At 34.8% G+C, this 17,024-nt stretch carries 14 protein-coding genes; 9 read left to right on the top strand and 5 right to left on the bottom strand.

What is annotated here, in order from left to right:
- Positions 1-326: 326 nt before the first annotated feature.
- Positions 327-1,481 carry an aminotransferase class I/II-fold pyridoxal phosphate-dependent enzyme gene (locus IDG66_RS03650; protein ID WP_000625079.1) on the top strand — a complete coding sequence of 385 codons (1,155 nt, stop codon included), beginning with the start codon at positions 327-329 and terminating at the stop codon, positions 1,479-1,481.
- A 22-nt stretch (positions 1,482-1,503) separates the two neighbouring features.
- Positions 1,504-2,502 (top strand): D-lactate dehydrogenase, encoded by a 999-nt coding sequence (locus IDG66_RS03645; RefSeq protein WP_000161355.1) that lies wholly within the window; start codon positions 1,504-1,506, stop codon positions 2,500-2,502.
- An 89-nt stretch (positions 2,503-2,591) separates the two neighbouring features.
- Here the strand turns inward: IDG66_RS03645 and copZ are convergent, their stop codons facing one another.
- The 3 genes from copZ to cwrA form a co-directional block, all read right to left on the bottom strand.
- Positions 2,592-2,798, bottom strand: coding sequence for a copper chaperone CopZ (copZ, locus tag IDG66_RS03640; protein WP_000076661.1), 207 nt, complete (start codon positions 2,796-2,798; stop codon positions 2,592-2,594).
- Between the two features lie 348 nt (positions 2,799-3,146).
- A complete protein-coding gene (locus tag IDG66_RS03635) occupies positions 3,147-5,555 on the bottom strand; it encodes a heavy metal translocating P-type ATPase (protein ID WP_000024129.1) in 2,409 nt (802 codons plus the stop codon).
- Positions 5,556-5,794: 239 nt separating this feature from the next.
- Positions 5,795-5,986, bottom strand: coding sequence for a cell wall inhibition responsive protein CwrA (gene cwrA / locus IDG66_RS03630; RefSeq protein WP_001221402.1), 192 nt, complete (start codon positions 5,984-5,986; stop codon positions 5,795-5,797).
- Positions 5,987-6,224: 238 nt separating this feature from the next.
- On the opposite strand from cwrA, the gene IDG66_RS03625 reads away from it, so the two are divergent.
- From IDG66_RS03625 to IDG66_RS03615, 3 genes are all read left to right on the top strand, one after another.
- Positions 6,225-6,824, top strand: a complete 600-nt coding sequence (locus IDG66_RS03625) for a sugar O-acetyltransferase (protein ID WP_000136500.1) — start codon at positions 6,225-6,227, stop codon at positions 6,822-6,824.
- Between the two features lie 189 nt (positions 6,825-7,013).
- Positions 7,014-8,558, top strand: coding sequence for an L-glutamate gamma-semialdehyde dehydrogenase (gene pruA, locus IDG66_RS03620; RefSeq protein WP_000259692.1), 1,545 nt, complete (start codon positions 7,014-7,016; stop codon positions 8,556-8,558).
- Between the two features lie 111 nt (positions 8,559-8,669).
- Entirely contained in the window at positions 8,670-8,837 is a 168-nt protein-coding gene (locus IDG66_RS03615) for a hypothetical protein (protein WP_001796738.1), read from the top strand.
- 75 nt (positions 8,838-8,912) lie between these two features.
- Here IDG66_RS03615 and farR read toward each other — a convergent pair whose 3' ends face one another.
- Positions 8,913-9,461, bottom strand: coding sequence for a fatty acid efflux pump transcriptional regulator FarR (gene farR / locus IDG66_RS03610; RefSeq protein WP_000665232.1), 549 nt, complete (start codon positions 9,459-9,461; stop codon positions 8,913-8,915).
- 144 nt (positions 9,462-9,605) lie between these two features.
- Here farR and farE point away from each other — a divergent pair, with 144 nt between their 5' ends.
- The 4 genes from farE to IDG66_RS03590 all read left to right on the top strand — a co-directional run bounded on the left by farE (position 9,606) and on the right by IDG66_RS03590 (position 14,727).
- Positions 9,606-12,095, top strand: a complete 2,490-nt coding sequence (gene farE / locus IDG66_RS03605) for a fatty acid efflux MMPL transporter FarE (RefSeq protein WP_001051422.1) — start codon at positions 9,606-9,608, stop codon at positions 12,093-12,095.
- A 215-nt stretch (positions 12,096-12,310) separates the two neighbouring features.
- The gene (locus IDG66_RS03600) at positions 12,311-12,538 is read left to right on the top strand and encodes a FeoA family protein (protein ID WP_000932073.1); all 228 of its coding nucleotides are present in this window, start codon (positions 12,311-12,313) and stop codon (positions 12,536-12,538) included.
- Positions 12,539-12,549: 11 nt separating this feature from the next.
- Positions 12,550-14,544: a ferrous iron transport protein B gene (gene feoB, locus IDG66_RS03595; RefSeq protein WP_000432897.1), complete on the top strand. Its 1,995-nt coding sequence runs from the start codon at positions 12,550-12,552 to the stop codon at positions 14,542-14,544.
- A 12-nt stretch (positions 14,545-14,556) separates the two neighbouring features.
- A complete protein-coding gene (locus IDG66_RS03590; RefSeq protein WP_000111118.1) occupies positions 14,557-14,727 on the top strand; it encodes a FeoB-associated Cys-rich membrane protein in 171 nt (56 codons plus the stop codon).
- Positions 14,728-14,795: 68 nt separating this feature from the next.
- On the opposite strand, the gene clpL is transcribed toward IDG66_RS03590, so the two are convergent.
- The gene (gene clpL / locus IDG66_RS03585) at positions 14,796-16,901 is read right to left on the bottom strand and encodes an ATP-dependent Clp protease ATP-binding subunit ClpL (RefSeq protein WP_001058988.1); all 2,106 of its coding nucleotides are present in this window, start codon (positions 16,899-16,901) and stop codon (positions 14,796-14,798) included.
- Between the last annotated feature and the right edge of the window lie 123 nt (positions 16,902-17,024).

The following is a 17,024-nucleotide window of genomic DNA, read 5'->3' as shown; positions in this document are numbered from 1 at the left end:
ACGCCTGTTAAGGTTCACGTTTGAATACGTACCTTGATGGGCGTTATACTTTATATAAGCATATCTAACTGGTTGCGCATGCGGATATGCATGGCAGTTGAATCATAATGATTGAGTGTATATTAATCTGAAAATTCCTAATATTGACAATAATATTATACCTACCTAAAATGAAAATAAATTCATTCAATACAACGTGTGTCATAAGTTCTGTTGAACATAACGGTGAATGGCGATGTCATTGTAACCATCTAAATGAGAGTGATACAAGTTGTTAGGATTATGATAGTCGCCCAGGCTATGTTTAATGATAGAGGAGGAATTTGATGATCTCTAACAAATTAGCAAATATCCCTGATAGTTATTTCGGGAAAACGATGGGACGTAAAATCGAACATGGACCATTGCCATTAATTAATATGGCAGTTGGAATCCCTGATGGGCCTACGCCACAAGGTATTATTGATCATTTTCAACAAGCACTAACTATTCCTGAAAATCAAAAATATGGTGCTTTTCATGGTAAAGAAGCGTTCAAGCAAGCTATTGTAGATTTTTATCAAAGACAATATAATGTGACGTTAGATAAAGAAGATGAAGTGTGCATTTTATATGGTACAAAAAATGGATTAGTGGCAGTACCAACATGTGTTATCAATCCAGGAGACTATGTATTACTACCTGATCCAGGCTACACGGATTATTTAGCAGGTGTACTTTTAGCTGATGGCAAGCCTGTCCCGCTTAATTTAGAACCGCCACATTATTTGCCAGATTGGTCCACAGTTGATTCACAAATAATAGATAAAACAAAACTCATTTATTTAACGTATCCAAATAATCCAACTGGATCGACAGCTACGAAAGAAGTTTTTGATGAAGCGATAGCTAAATTTAAAGATACAGACACTAAAATCGTGCATGATTTTGCTTATGGTGCTTTCGGTTTCGACGCTAAAAATCCTAGTATACTTGCTTCGGAAAATGGGAAAGATGTTGCGATTGAAATTTATTCCTTGTCTAAAGGTTATAACATGTCAGGTTTTAGAGTCGGTTTTGCAGTTGGTAATAAAGATATGATTCAAGCTTTGAAAAAGTACCAAACGCACACAAATGCTGGGATGTTTGGTGCATTACAAGATGCCGCAATATATGCTTTGAATCATTATGATGATTTTTTAGAAGAACAAAGCAATGTATTTAAAACACGTCGTGACCGATTCGAAGCCATGCTTGCAAAAGCTGATTTGCCATTTGTTCATGCTAAAGGTGGCATATATGTATGGTTGGAAACACCGCCTGGTTATGACAGCGAGCAATTTGAGCAATTTTTAGTGCAAGAGAAGTCAATACTTGTTGCTCCAGGGAAACCATTTGGAGAGAATGGTAATCGTTATGTGAGAATTTCATTGGCGTTAGATGACCAGAAATTAGACGAAGCTGCAATAAGATTAACAGAACTAGCATATTTATATGAATAATAAAGTTAAGGGTGATGTTAAAATGACAAAAATTAAAATCATGAGTGTACGTGATGAAGATATGCCTTATATCAAGGCGTGGGCAGAGAAACATCATGTTGAGGTAGATATTACTAAAGAAGCATTAACTGATGACAATGTTGAAGGTGTCGCTGGTTATGATGGCTTATCGCTATCACAACAAATACCATTATCAGAGCATGTTTATAAACGATTAAATGAACTTGATATTAAACAAATCGCACAACGTAGTGCTGGATTTGATACATATGATTTGGAGTTAGCAAACAAGTATAACTTGATTGTGTCAAATGTGCCGTCATACTCTCCGAATTCAATTGCGGAGTTTGCTGTGAACCAGGCTATTAATGTGGTTCGTCATTTTAATCAAATTCAAACGAAAGTGCGGGAGCATGATTTTAGATGGGAACCTACTATTTTATCGAAATCCATTAAAGATTTAAAAGTAGCTGTTATTGGTACAGGTCGAATTGGCCGTGTAGTAGCCGATATATTTGCCAATGGTTATCAAAGTGATGTGGTCGCATACGACCCGTTTCCTAATGCTAAAATTGCAACGTATGTCGATTACAAAGATACGATTGAGGAAGCGGTTGAAGGTGCTGATATCGTGACATTACATGTACCTGCAACGAAATATAATCATTATCTATTTAATGCTGAATTATTTAAACATTTTAAAAAGGGCGCAGTATTTGTCAATTGTGCGAGAGGTTCTTTAGTAGATACTAAGGCGTTATTAGACGCATTAGACAATGGTGTGATTAAAGGTGCAGCACTTGATACGTATGAATTTGAACGCAAACTTTTCCCAAGTGATCAAAGGGGCAAAACACTGAACGATCCATTGTTAGAATCGTTGATTGACAGGGAAGATGTCATATTAACACCACATATTGCGTTTTATACTGAAGCTGCAGTTAAAAATCTAATTGTCGATGCATTAGATGCAACATTAGATGTATTGCAGACTGGAGATACTAGGTTACGAGTAAATTAAAAATCGAACTGATGAGATAATTTGGATTGTTGGGATTCTCATCAGTTCGATTTTTTAATTTGGTGTTGATGACGTTGAATATTGCCTAATTAAACGACATCGTAACCTTGATCTTCAATTGCGTCTTTCATTTGAGATACAGCAACTTTACTGTCATCATATTGAACACTTACTTGACCATTTTCAAGGTTAACGTCAGCTGAAGTGACACCGTCAATATTATTTAATGCAGATTCAACAGCACTTTTGCAGTGACCACAGCTCATACCTTCAACATTTAAAATTTCTTGTGACATAGCATTCACCTCCTTTTAGAGCCACTTATTATTTATAATAATTAGTGGCTCTTATGCAGTTGGAGCGAAGGACCAACTGTAAACCGTAGTGTACTTATTATTTATAATAATTAGTGGCTCTTATGCAGTTGGAGCGAAGATCCAACTGTAAACCGTAGTGTACTTATTATTTATAATAATGATGGAACCTAATAGGCGGAGCTATTAGGTAAGATACACTAATTCGCCAAGCGAAAAGTGTAACTATATATGCAGTTGGAGCGAAAATCCAACTGTAAACCGCGACATTATAGAGCCAATCACTAGCCTATCTCAGAATCACCAACGAATCCTTCATTATTAAGGAATCTAGGCATCTTTACGGCGTGGTTCTAATCGCATCTTTTTCAATCTAAGTGCGTTTGTGACAACACTTACTGAACTTAGTGCCATTGCAGCACCAGCAACCCATGGCGCAAGTAAGCCCAATGCAGCTATAGGGATACCGGCAATATTATAGCCGAATGCCCAAAATAGATTTTGACGAATATTACGAATGGTTGCTTTACTTGCATAAATGGCTTTAGGAATAAGCATCAAGTCGCCACCAAGAATAGTAATATCAGCTGCTTCAATGGCAACTTCTGTACCTGTACCAATGGCGATACCGATATCAGCTTTAACTAATGCAGGTGCATCATTTACACCGTCACCAACCATCGCAACCTTCTTACCTTGTTGCTGTAGTTTCGCAATTTGTGCAGCTTTTTCTTCTGGTAAAATATCTGCAATAACAGTATCTATGCCTACTTGTTTTGCAATGGCTTGAGCAGTGTTTTTATTATCGCCAGTTAACATGGCAACTTCAATGCCCATATCATGCAATTGTTTTATTGCATCTTTGGCATGATCTTTTACAGTATCTGCCACTGCGATGATACCAGTTAATGAATAATTAACAGCAATGAGCATAGCAGTTTTACCATCTCGTTCATAATATGTTAAATCATCAGAAATATGCTTAGGCAAGCTAATATCATTGTCAGCCATTAATTTACGGTTACCAACCAATATATGGTGATGATCAATCGTTGCTTCAATACCATGTCCAGGTACTGCTTTAAATGTTGTCGTCTCAGTTAATGTTAATTGCTTTTCTTTTGCATAATTGACAATGGCTTCTGCCAATGGGTGTTCAGAATCTTTTTCAGCAGTAGCAAGTAGTTGTAGCGTTTGATTGTCACCATGATAATCTGTCACGACTGGACGACCATTTGTAATGGTACCCGTCTTATCTAAAACGATGGTATCAATTTGATGTGTGCGTTCAACAAACTCGCCACCTTTAAATAAAATACCATTTTCAGCAGCGCGACCAGTACCTACCATAATAGAAGTTGGTGTAGCAAGTCCTAATGCGCATGGACAAGCAATGACAAGAACGGAAATACTCGCAACAAGTGCAGGTTCAAATGTACCTGGTGTAACTAAAGTAATCCACACGATAAATGTTAATAGTGCGATACCAACAACGATAGGAACGAAATAACCAGAAATAATATCTGCCAATCGTTGAATCGGCGCTTTAGAACTTTGAGCTTCTTCGACAACTTTAATAATATTTGCCAACGCAGTGTCCCCGCCAACTTTTGTTGCTGTCATAGTAATAGTACCGTTTTTGTTCATCGTTGAACCAATTACAGTATCATCAACATTCTTCTCAACAGGGATAGATTCACCTGTTAACATAGATTCGTCGATGGCAGTCATACCTTTAATAATTTTGCCATCAACAGGTATCTTTTCACCTGGTTTAACGATAAGTGTATCTCCAACATGTACTTCATTTAGAGGAATCATCACTTCATTACCATCTTTTAAAATGCGTGCTTCTTTAGCTTGCAAACTTAATAATTCGCCAAGCGCATTGGTTGTTTGAGACTTCGCTCTAGCTTCTAAATACTTACCGAATAAGATTAAGGTAATTAGTACGGCGCTTGTTTCAAAGTATAAATGCGGTTGCGTTGTTGAGCCATTTAGCCAACGAACCATTTCATAAATACTGTAAAAATATGCTGCACTTGTACCAACAGCAACAAGTACATCCATATTGGCGCCACCATTTCTTAAGTTTTTATAAGCACCTACATAAAATTGCCATCCAATAATAAATTGTACAGGTGTAGCTAAAATAAATTGGAACCATGGATTCGTAAATAGTGCTGGTATATGCATATTGAAAAGATGCACAAACATTAACATTAATAGTGGTAAAGATAATACTGCTGATATGATAAGCTTAATCAATTTATGTTGTAGCGCTTCAGCTTTGCGTGACGTTTGATCTTTATTGTTATCTTTAATAGACGCGTCATAACCTAATTTTTGAATGCGAGTGACAAGTTTATCAGCATCTGTTTCTTCAGGATAATAGTCAACTTTAGCTTGCTCTGTTGTTAAATTGACCGTTGCATTTTGAACACCGTCCATTTTATTTAACACTTTTTCAATACGGCTTGAGCATGCAGCACAAGTCATACCTGTAATGTCTAATTCGACAGTTTCTACAGCGACACCGTAACCTAAATGTTGAATCGTATTAATAAATTCTTGGACATCATGTTGATCAGGGTTATACTCAACAGTTGCTTTCTCTGTAGTTAAATTCACTTGGGCATTAACGTCATCAAGTTTATTCAGTTTCTTTTCGATACGATTTGAACATGCGGCACAAGTCATACCAGTGATATCTAATGTTGTTTTTTTCGTATTAGCCACATTATTGCCTCCCTGTGATTCATTGTTACACGTCTAATGTACCCCCTATAGGTATATAAGTCAATCGTTGCGTTTTACTTTTACCAATTTTAAAAAGAAAAAGAGAGATTGCCGTGCAAACATTGCACAACAATCTCTCTATTTAGCATCTATATAAAAGAAGTCGTAATTAATATTAAAGGATGTATGAATGAAAGGTAAAACTTAAATGACTTCTGGATTTGCAATTCTTAGGTGACTTAAAAGAAATCAGATGGGTTAAATTCTTTCGCATGTAAATTTTTAAAATTATTAAGATGGATGACTTTATCATCATCTTTGTTGTCTGACAACTGACGACTCGTGTCGTTTGTCATTTCGTGATCTTGTATCGTTTTGACCAAACCTAAAATGATTAAGATAGCAACTGTGCCTGTAATTAATATTCTCATCGCTATCATACTCCTTTATATTTCTCTTACTCACATTGTACGTTAATAGATTAAAAAATGAATGCGTCTGTAGTATTGAATTTATCTACTACTTTAGCAGTATTTGATGCGAGAATTGTATAGATAAGGGTGATAAGGTCATGATTTCATAATGTTATAGCGTATTAGTTGCATAGGCGAATGTTTATTTGATTAACTTTTAAACAAGTAAATAAGTTATTAGGAGTTGAAAGGTGTAATGACTGAAAAAGAAAAAATGTTAGCAGAAAAATGGTACGATGCAAACTTTGATCAATACTTAATCAATGAACGTGCACGAGCGAAAGATATTTGCTTTGAATTAAATCATACAAGACCGAGTGCTACAAATAAAAGAAAGGAATTAATTGATCAATTATTTCAAACAACAACAGACAATGTAAGTATTTCGATTCCTTTTGATACAGATTATGGTTGGAACGTTAAACTAGGAAAAAATGTCTATGTAAACACCAATTGTTACTTTATGGATGGTGGACAGATTACAATTGGCGATAATGTTTTTATAGGACCTAATTGTGGATTCTACACAGCGACACATCCACTTAATTTCCATCATAGAAATGAAGGTTTTGAAAAAGCCGGACCCATTCATATTGGCAGTAATACTTGGTTTGGCGGTCATGTAGCCGTGTTACCAGGGGTGACGATTGGAGAAGGCAGTGTGATTGGTGCTGGTAGTGTTGTCACTAAAGATATTCCGCCACACAGCTTAGCGGTTGGAAACCCTTGTAAAGTCGTTCGTAAAATTGATAATGACCTACCATCCGAAACATTAAATGACGAAACGATAAAGTAGCAGTTGCGACCCATATAAATTTTAAAAAGTAACCAATCAATTTCAAAATACTTGAGAATAAGTGATAAAGCATAAAAATGAAAGCGATTGCAAAACTAACCTTAATCATAGTAAAATGAGTTTAAATGATGTTATATCATTAAATCAAAGGGTTAAACCACTTTCAAAATTTATAGGGGGTAAGTGTACATGGTAGTAGAATTTAAAAATGAACCTGGTTACGATTTTTCAGTCCAAGAAAATGTGGATATGTTTAAGAAAGCATTGAAAGACGTGGAAAAAGAATTAGGTCAAGACATACCATTAGTGATTAATGGAGAGAAGATTTTCAAAGATGACAAAATTAAATCAATCAATCCTGCAGACACATCACAAGTGATTGCAAATGCATCAAAGGCAACAAAACAAGATGTTGAAGATGCGTTTAAAGCAGCAAACGAAGCTTATAAATCTTGGAAAACATGGTCAGCAAATGATCGTGCAGAGCTTATGTTACGTGTTTCGGCAATTATTCGTCGTCGAAAAGCGGAAATTGCAGCAATTATGGTTTATGAAGCAGGTAAGCCATGGGATGAAGCAGTTGGTGATGCAGCTGAAGGTATTGATTTTATTGAATACTATGCACGTTCAATGATGGACTTGGCTCAAGGTAAGCCAGTACTTGATCGTGAAGGTGAACACAATAAATATTTCTATAAATCAATTGGTACAGGTGTTACAATTCCGCCGTGGAACTTCCCGTTTGCGATTATGGCTGGTACAACTTTAGCACCAGTTGTGGCAGGTAATACAGTGTTATTGAAACCTGCTGAGGATACACCTTATATCGCTTATAAATTAATGGAAATTTTAGAAGAAGCAGGATTACCAAAAGGCGTAGTTAACTTTGTTCCTGGTGATCCGAAAGAAATTGGTGATTACTTAGTTGATCATAAAGATACGCATTTCGTTACATTTACAGGATCACGTGCGACAGGTACTAGAATTTATGAACGTAGTGCCGTTGTTCAAGAAGGTCAAAACTTCTTGAAACGTGTTATCGCTGAAATGGGTGGTAAAGATGCCATTGTAGTTGATGAAAATATTGATACAGATATGGCAGCAGAAGCTATTGTAACGTCAGCATTTGGTTTTTCTGGTCAAAAATGTTCAGCATGTTCACGTGCAATTGTGCATAAAGACGTTTATGACGAAGTATTAGAGAAATCAATCAAATTAACAAAAGAATTAACGTTGGGCAATACTGTAGACAATACGTATATGGGCCCAGTTATTAATAAAAAACAATTTGATAAGATTAAAAATTATATTGAGATTGGTAAAGAAGAAGGTAAATTAGAACAAGGTGGCGGCACTGATGATTCAAAAGGTTACTTTGTAGAACCAACAATCATTTCAGGACTTAAATCTAAAGATAGAATCATGCAAGAAGAAATTTTTGGTCCAGTTGTTGGCTTTGTGAAAGTTAACGATTTTGATGAAGCAATTGAGGTTGCAAATGATACAGATTACGGTTTAACTGGTGCAGTGATTACAAATAATCGCGAGCATTGGATTAAAGCGGTAAACGAATTTGATGTAGGCAATTTATACCTTAACAGAGGCTGTACTTCAGCAGTTGTTGGATACCATCCATTTGGTGGTTTCAAAATGTCAGGTACGGACGCTAAAACAGGTAGTCCAGACTACTTATTACACTTCTTAGAACAAAAGGTTGTTTCAGAAATGTTCTAATGCTTCATAATGAACAAGGGCCATCCATTGCGGTTGGCTCTTTTTATTTATAACTTTAAAAATTAAGTAATAGCAACCATATTTTTAGAAAAGGATTATAGGTATAAGAATGTGAGATACGTTATTTCAATAATAATGGGAATTGTATTAGCAATTTGGTCATTTAAACAACTGAGTCAAAGTCATTTAGATAGCGGATTTATTTTTTTCTTCATAGTTTATGTGTTGTGTATCAGTTATTTTAATAGCGATAAGCATGATAAAAATAAAAAACGATAGTGTACACGAATTCATTAACGTGTACACTATCGTTTTTATTATGAATGTTGGTAACGCTCATGAGTTTCTCATCTACTATTTAATCTTAATATTTATTACCTTATGGAAAATTTTATCAATTTCTTCCCCAGGCCAGTCAATTTTTTCATCTTTTATCCAATGCATAAAACCTTCAATCAACGAGTCATAAATATAAAATATGAGATTATCTGGGATGTCGCTGTCAATATCGATACGGTCTCTATTATTTTTGATATCGTTATGCATAATTTTAATGCAGACATTTTTTAATACTTTATTAAATTCAGCGTCTTCTTCTTGAAATTCTGCAATATCTCGCAAATCTTCTTTATTGTTAATTGTATCGCTAATCGTTTGAAATGGGTGGTTAAGGCGATCGCTAATGTCTCTGGCAAAATAGTCTTTAGTCAATTGATTGAACAAATACTCTAGAAGATCGTATTTATCATAAAAATGTTTATAAAATGTTGTGCGGTGTACGAGTGCGTTGTCGCAAATTTGATTGACAGTAATCGTTTGGAATAATTGCTGTTCTAACAATTGTAGCAAGCTACTCGACAATGCTTTTTTTGTCTTTATAACTCGTAAATCAGTCTCTTTCATCTACATTTCTCCTTTGTGTGTAGTTTAATATACAAAATTTTCCAATTGATTCTTTAAGAGGTCGGGGATAGATACTATAATCTAACAATAATCTACACTGTATATTTAAACTATAACGTTGATTTTAAAAGGAGGCAATATACTTTGGCAAAATTTTTATATAAGATGGGGACATTCATCGCAAAACATAAATGGTCCGCGGTCATTGCATGGATAGTGATTGTAGCTGCAATATTGATACCACTTGCTACAAATGCACCGAAATTTGACAATGATATTAAAATGACAGGATTAGAGTCGTTGGATACGAATAAAAAGATTGAAAAACATTTTAATCAAGATAGTGAAAAGGCACAAATACGTGTTGTCTTTAAGACGACTAAAGATGATGGTATTGTGCAACCGAACATTACTAAAGATATTAAGAAAACGTTAGATGATATTAAAAAAGATGACAAGCACATTGATAAAATATCAGATCCTTATGAAAATAAGCAAATTAGTAAAGATAAAACAACTGCATTTGCAGATATCACATATGACGTTAGTCAAACATCTTTAAAAGATGGCTCTAGAGATAATGTTAAAAGTCATTTGAAAGACTTACGTGACAATCATAATGTACAAACAGAGTTAACTGGTACAGGAATGACATCTACAGAAGTAGGCGGTAATTCTGAACTAGTTGGTATCATTGTTGCATTTGTAGTGTTATTGATTACATTTGGTTCAGTCATTGCTGCAGGATTACCAATTATAAGTGCATTGATTGGTCTAGCATCTGGGGTTGGCATTATCAGTTTGTTAACTTATGCATTCGATATACCAAATGTCACACTGACATTAGCCGTAATGATTGGACTAGCAGTTGGTATCGATTATGCATTATTTATTTTATTCAGATATCGACAAGTTATGAAAACTGAAACAGATTACATTAAAGGCATTGGTCTTGCAATAGGAACAGCAGGTAGCGCAGTCATCTTCGCTGGTGTGACAGTTGTGATTGCCGTATGCGGTTTATCGCTAGTTGGCATAGATTTCTTAGCAGTGATGGGGTTTGCTTCGGCAATTAGTGTTATATTTGCTGTATTCAGTGCACTGACTTTATTACCTGCGTTAATTAGTATTTTCCATAAACGCATTAAAGTGAACAAATTGCAGTCTAATTTTAAAAAAGATATTGATACGCCTTGGTCTAAATTTATTACAGGAAATGCACTTGCGGCAGTATTACTAGGTTTAATCATATTAGTAGCAGCTGCAATACCAGTTAGTCATATGCGACTTGGTATTCCAGATGACGGTGTTAAACCAGCAGATTCTACACAGAAAAAAGCTTACGATATAATCTCGGATAAATTTGGTGAAGGATTTAATGGCCAAATTCCGATGTTGATAAATGTGAAAGATAAAAAGGATGATCCACAAGGATTACAACAAGATTTACAGTCTGTATATAAAGATATTAAAGATAAGAAAAATGTAGATATCGTTACGCCGCCACAAATGAGTAAAGATAATGATTACGCTTTGATGGTCGTGATACCTAAGAAAGGGCCTAATGCAGAGAGTACAAATGATTTAGTGCATGATTTACGAGATTATCATAAAGATGCACAAGATAAATATGGGTTCAAAACGGAGATTTCGGGACAAAGTGTCATTAATATTGATATGTCTAAAAAGTTAAATGAGGCGATACCTTTATTTGCAACAGTAATTGTTGTATTGGCATTTTTCTTATTAATGATTGTCTTCCGTTCAATTCTAATACCGTTAAAAGCAGTTTTAGGATTTGTCTTGTCATTAATGGCAACGCTAGGATTTACAACATTAGTAATGCAAGATGGTTTTATGAAAGGTCTGTTTGGTATTGAAACGACAGGACCAATGCTAGCATTTTTACCGGTTATTACTATAGGTATCTTATTTGGATTAGCGATGGATTATGAAGTCTTCCTTATGTCGCGAATTCATGAAGAATATAGTAAAACAGGGGATAATGATTATTCTATCAAAGTAGGGTTGAAAGAAAGCGGTCCTGTTATTGTAGCAGCTGCATTAATCATGTTTAGTGTCTTCTTTGCGTTTGTATTCCAAGAAGATGTCATGATTAAATCAATGGGTATGGCATTAGCGTTTGGTGTACTCTTTGATGCCTTCGTAGTCAGAATGATGTTAATTCCTGCATTAACGAAATTGTTTGGAAAAGGTTCGTGGTATTTACCAGCATGGTTGAATCGCATTATTCCACGAGTTGATATTGAAGGACATGCACTTGAAAAATATAAAACGGTTGAATCACAGGAATCTGAAGCTAAAGATAGTAAGGAAACATACGACACAACCTTTAAAATATATCCACAAGGTGCAACAAATGTATCGAAACATCAAGATGTACATGGGCAAGATGATGTACGTTCAATAGTACTAGATGATAAAACTATGGCATTGTACCAAGAAGTGAAACAGCAATCAGCAAGTTCATTTTTCTTATATGATGCTTTAATAGATTATCAAAACAAGCATCAACTAAATTCAAAACAACAAGTAACGAATATAGAACAGTTGAATAAAAATATTGAAAAGCTCAATCAATTGTTAGAAAAAAATCTACGAAATAAATCATAAAATAACATGTACATGCCTCCGCTTTAAATGTCTATCAATGACATTTGAAGCGGAGGTTTTTTGCATGAAAGTGATTATACAAAACATTTTTGCAATGTCACAAATTTTACATGAAAAATGAAAATTATTTAAATAAAGTATTGCGAGCTACAATTTTAAGGGTTATGATTTTTAAGTGATAATGATTATTATTTCTAATAGGAGAGCGAAATAGTATGTTAAACATTAAAAATGGTGAAATGAATAAGGCTTATAAAATAAAGCGAATGGATATTGCTAATGAGAATATGTTGTATCGTCTAAGTGCCTTTGGGTTAACAGATGACGCTATCATAACGATTAAACAAAAATGTTTATTTAAAGGGCCATGTATTATTGAAGTAAACGGACAACAGTTAAGTATTAGGCATTGCGATGCTTGTTCTATTGCATTAGAAGAATAGGAGCCGGACGAATGGAAAATTATTGTATTTTAGGAAACCCTAATGTTGGTAAAACATCTTTGTTTAACGCTTTAACTGGTTCGTATGAATATATAGGCAACTGGAGTGGCGTAACGGTAGAGAAAAAAGTAGGGAAGCTAAAAGAAAATGTAGGACAATTAATTGATTTACCAGGTACATATGATTTATCGCCGATTTCTAAAGATGAAACTGTAGTGACAGACTATTTATTAAACGATTCATTTTCAGGAATCATTAACATTGTTGACGCGAGTCAACTAAAAAGGAATATGCAATTAACAGTACAATTGTTAGAACTTAATCAACCAATATACATCGGATTAAATATGATTGATGTAGCTACAAAGCGCGGGATAAAAATCGATTATCATAAATTGATGAAAAAGTTAAAAACACCTATTTTTCCAGTTGTGGCACGTACAGGCAAAGGAACTAAACATTTACTTGGCGAAATAAAGCATCTAGGGGAAGGGTATCAACCGCATTTTAAAATCAATTATGGTGAGAAGATTGAAGAGACAATTAAAAATATGTGTCAAATAATAATGACAGAGACATCTCATGATAAATATCAAGCTAGATTTATTGCGATTCAATTCTTATTAAATAACATGCAAATTGCAAACGAACTTAATTCAGAGGTTGTAAATAAATTGTCGAGTTTACGTGATCAAGTTGATAAACAAGTAGAGGCTGTATCTGTTCGTCGAGAGATGGAGCGTATACGCAATCATTATATTGAGACGTTATTGCAAGACGTGGTAACGTATCCAGATGAAGATAAGCAATATTTCAGCTCTAGAATAGACAAGATATTAACACATAAATATATAGGGATGCCTATCTTTCTAGCGATTATGTGGTTGATCTTTCAAACTACATTTACATGGATTGGCACACCTTTGTCGGATCAACTCGATGCATTTATAGGTGGTACATTTACAGATAGTGTGAAGACGATTATGAATTATCTTGGCGTTATACCATTTTTACAAGATTTAATTACAGATGGCATTATTGCTGGTGTAGGATCAGTATTAGTCTTTGTACCACAAATTGTTGTGCTATTTTTCTTTATATCTTTATTAGAAGATTCAGGTTATATGGCGCGTATTGCAGTTTTAATGGATCGTATTATGGAATCGTTCGGTTTAAGCGGGAAGTCTTTTATACCGATGATTATCGGATTTGGTTGTAACGTACCGAGTATTATGGCTGCGCGCAGTATTGAAAATGAAAAAGAGCGTTTAACAACGATATTAATTGCACCATTCATGTCATGCTCTGCTAGACTGCCAGTGTATGCGTTGTTCGTAGGTATCTTTTTCAAAGAGAATCAATCTTTAGTAGTATTAAGCTTGTATGTTTTAGGTATTATTATGGCATTTTTAGTCAGTACAGTACTTACTAAGACGATTTTAAAAAATGATAATGCAATCTTTATTGTGGAATTGCCAACATACCGTGTGCCTTCCATTAAAACGTTGTGGCGTAGTACTTGGGAAAAGGCTAAGGGCTTTGTTCGTAAAGCAGGTACATTTATTTTTGGCGGCTCAGTAGTCATTTGGCTATTAAGTTATGTAGGACCACATGGTATCAATGTGAATATCAATCAAAGTTTTTTACATATGGTTGGTAGTTTCTTTGGTATGTTAGTGCAACCGCTCGGATTTGGAACATGGCAAGCAGGTGCTACGTTAGTGCCAGGATTTTTAGCAAAAGAAGTTATCGTAAGTTCGATGGCGATTATCTATTCATCAGGTGATGCAGGCCTTGTTAATGTGATTCAAAATCAATTCACACCGCTATCTGCGTATGCATTTATGATATTTATACTATTGTATATTCCTTGTGTTTCTACAGTGGCAGCAATCCGTAAAGAGACTTATTCATGGAAATGGACGGCACTTGCAGTTGTCTATCCTCTAGTCACTGCATATGTCTTAACATTCATTTTTTATCAAATCGGACATTTATTTGTTTAAGGAGTGGTTAAAGTGTCAGTCATTATTAACATTTTAATTTTTTTAGCAATTTTCGGATATGCCTTGTATACACTAGTGAAATTTTTCAAACGTTCGAAACAAGGAAAATGTGGTACATGTGACATTAATCGTGATTGTTGTGGAACAGAACAGCACACAGCGAATCATTTTCCAGGGAAATAATTAAAAAAATGAGCACAGGCAAGGGCGACCTGATGCTCATTTTTGATGCGCGATATGTTAAAGTGTCGTTATTTACCTTTTACGACTAATTCGTTATCCTCAACATCTATATCCACATGTTTAACGTCTGTATGATCTAAATAGTAATCTGTAATTTTGTCACGTACTTGCTGTTCAACAATACGTCTTAATGGACGTGCACCTAATTCTTCATCATAGCCTTCTTCAATTAACCAATCTTTCGCATCTTGAGAAACGTCCATCGTAATACCTTTTTTATCTAATGTAACTTGTACATCGTCTAATAATAAGTTGACGATATCTTGCAATGCATCTTTATCTAAATGTAAGAATTCAACGATGCCGTTGAAGCGGTTAAGGAATTCAGGGCGGAAGAATTTTTTCATTTCGTGCATAATATCTTTTTCTTCAGCGTCATTGCCATTGCCAAAGCCAGCATTTGATGTACAAATAATAATTGTATTTTTAAAGTTGATGACATTACCTTGACCATCAGTCAAATTACCATCATCCATTACTTGTAATAACAATGTTAAAATTTGTGGATTTGCTTTTTCGATTTCATCAAATAGAATGACTGAGTATGGATTACGGCGTACTTTTTCAGTTAACGTGTTTGAATTGTCATCATAACCGACATAACCAGCAGTTGTACCAATCATTTTTGAAACAGCTGTTGTGTCACTATATTCACTCATATCAAGTCGAATCAGTGCATCTTTATTACCAAATAGATCAATTGCTAATTGTTTAGCAAGCTCTGTTTTACCAACACCAGTAGGGCCAACAAATAGGAAACTGCCAATTGGGCGGTTGCCGTCATCAAACCCAGCACGATTACGGCGAATTGCACGTGAAACCATTTCTACAGCTTGATCTTGACCTATGATTTTACTTCTTAAACGATTAGAAATATTTTTTAAACGTTCAATATCGTTATCATCCATTTGAGAAACTGGAATACCAGTTAATCGTTGAATAGTATCTGAAATATCATGAACTGTAGCAACAGCAGTATGTTCACCATTACTATTTTCTAATTTATCTTGTAATGATTTGATTTCATTTTGAATGTCGTCAGCTTTTTTATATTCTTCAGCACTTACCGCTTTACGTTTATCATTTTCTAATTCAGAAATTCGTTTTTCAGTTTCAACTTTATCGACAGCTGGACTTTGCGCAGATAAATGTGCTGCTGTAATATCTAACACATCGATTGCTTTATCTGGTAATAATCGTTGTGGAATATATTGAATTGATAAGTCAACACATGCTTTTAATACGTCATCTGGTAATTTTACTTGATGGTGTTCTTCGAATTTTTCGCGAATACCTTTTAAAATTTCAACAGTATCTTTAGCGCTTGGTTCATTAACAAGTACTTCATTAAATCTGCGCGTTAATGCAGCATCTTTAAGAATATTGTTTCGATATTCATCTTGTGTTGTTGCACCAATAATTGAAATTTCACCACGACTTAATGCAGGTTTCAAAATATCAGATAACCCTTTGCTACCTGAATCACTTCCTGTGGCACCTGAACCGATAATTTGATGGATTTCATCAAAGAATAATACGGCATTTTGTGAAGATTTAACACCTTCGATTAATTTTTGAATATTTTCTTCAAAAGCACCACGATATTGCGTTCCAGCTTCTAATGATGAAATATCTACAGAAATAATTTCTTTGTCTTTGATTGCTGCTGGTACATTTCCTTCAACGATTGCCTGTGCTAAACCTTCAACAATCGCAGTTTTACCAACACCAGCTTCTCCAACTAATATAGGATTGTTTTTAGTTCGTCTACTTAAGACTTCAGCAGTTTCTTGAATTTCTTTATCACGACCAATGACTGGATCTAATAAACCGTCACGTGCTTCTTGCGTAAGGTTACGACCAATTTGTTCTAAATAATTGCCGTTGCCACCTTGTTGCCCTTGTTGTCTTTGTGCTGCTTGTTGAAAAGCTTGCGCACTTTGTTCAGCAGAGTGATTGCCACCTTGTTGTGTGAGTTGCGCTAGTTCTTCAGGTGAAACTTCTTTACCATTAATATAGTACTTTTTGTTACCGACTTGATTTGAACCTTGCATATCTTGCATCATTCTTCGGAAAATTGAATCAAAGTCGCTATTGAAAAAACCGTTATTCATATAACATCACCTCTAAATTTTTTTGAACTAAACAAAAAAGAAAATACTTTTGAAGCGTTATGCAAACTATAAACAATTGCTCTTATATTTTTCCACTAATAATAGATGATTAAACAGAATATT

Origin of the sequence: Staphylococcus sp. EG-SA-18 (assembly GCF_017151825.1) — a bacterium.
GTDB classification, from domain to species: domain Bacteria; phylum Bacillota; class Bacilli; order Staphylococcales; family Staphylococcaceae; genus Staphylococcus; species Staphylococcus aureus.
The sequence above is the reverse complement of the archived record's forward strand: the minus strand, read 5'-3'. Positions and strand labels throughout refer to the sequence as shown.

Excerpts from the sequence above, each read along its gene's own strand:
- IDG66_RS03650 (WP_000625079.1), top strand. The coding sequence starts at position 327 with ATGATCTCTAACAAATTAGCAAATATCCCTGATAGTTATTTCGGGAAA.
- IDG66_RS03645 (WP_000161355.1), top strand. The coding sequence starts at position 1,504 with ATGACAAAAATTAAAATCATGAGTGTACGTGATGAAGATATGCCTTAT.
- copZ (WP_000076661.1), bottom strand. The coding sequence starts at position 2,798 with ATGTCACAAGAAATTTTAAATGTTGAAGGTATGAGCTGTGGTCACTGC.
- cwrA (WP_001221402.1), bottom strand. The coding sequence starts at position 5,986 with ATGAGAATATTAATTACAGGCACAGTTGCTATCTTAATCATTTTAGGT.
- IDG66_RS03625 (WP_000136500.1), top strand. The coding sequence starts at position 6,225 with ATGACTGAAAAAGAAAAAATGTTAGCAGAAAAATGGTACGATGCAAAC.
- pruA (WP_000259692.1), top strand. The coding sequence starts at position 7,014 with ATGGTAGTAGAATTTAAAAATGAACCTGGTTACGATTTTTCAGTCCAA.
- farR (WP_000665232.1), bottom strand. The coding sequence starts at position 9,461 with ATGAAAGAGACTGATTTACGAGTTATAAAGACAAAAAAAGCATTGTCG.
- IDG66_RS03600 (WP_000932073.1), top strand. The coding sequence starts at position 12,311 with ATGTTAAACATTAAAAATGGTGAAATGAATAAGGCTTATAAAATAAAG.
- feoB (WP_000432897.1), top strand. The coding sequence starts at position 12,550 with ATGGAAAATTATTGTATTTTAGGAAACCCTAATGTTGGTAAAACATCT.
- clpL (WP_001058988.1), bottom strand. The coding sequence starts at position 16,901 with ATGAATAACGGTTTTTTCAATAGCGACTTTGATTCAATTTTCCGAAGA.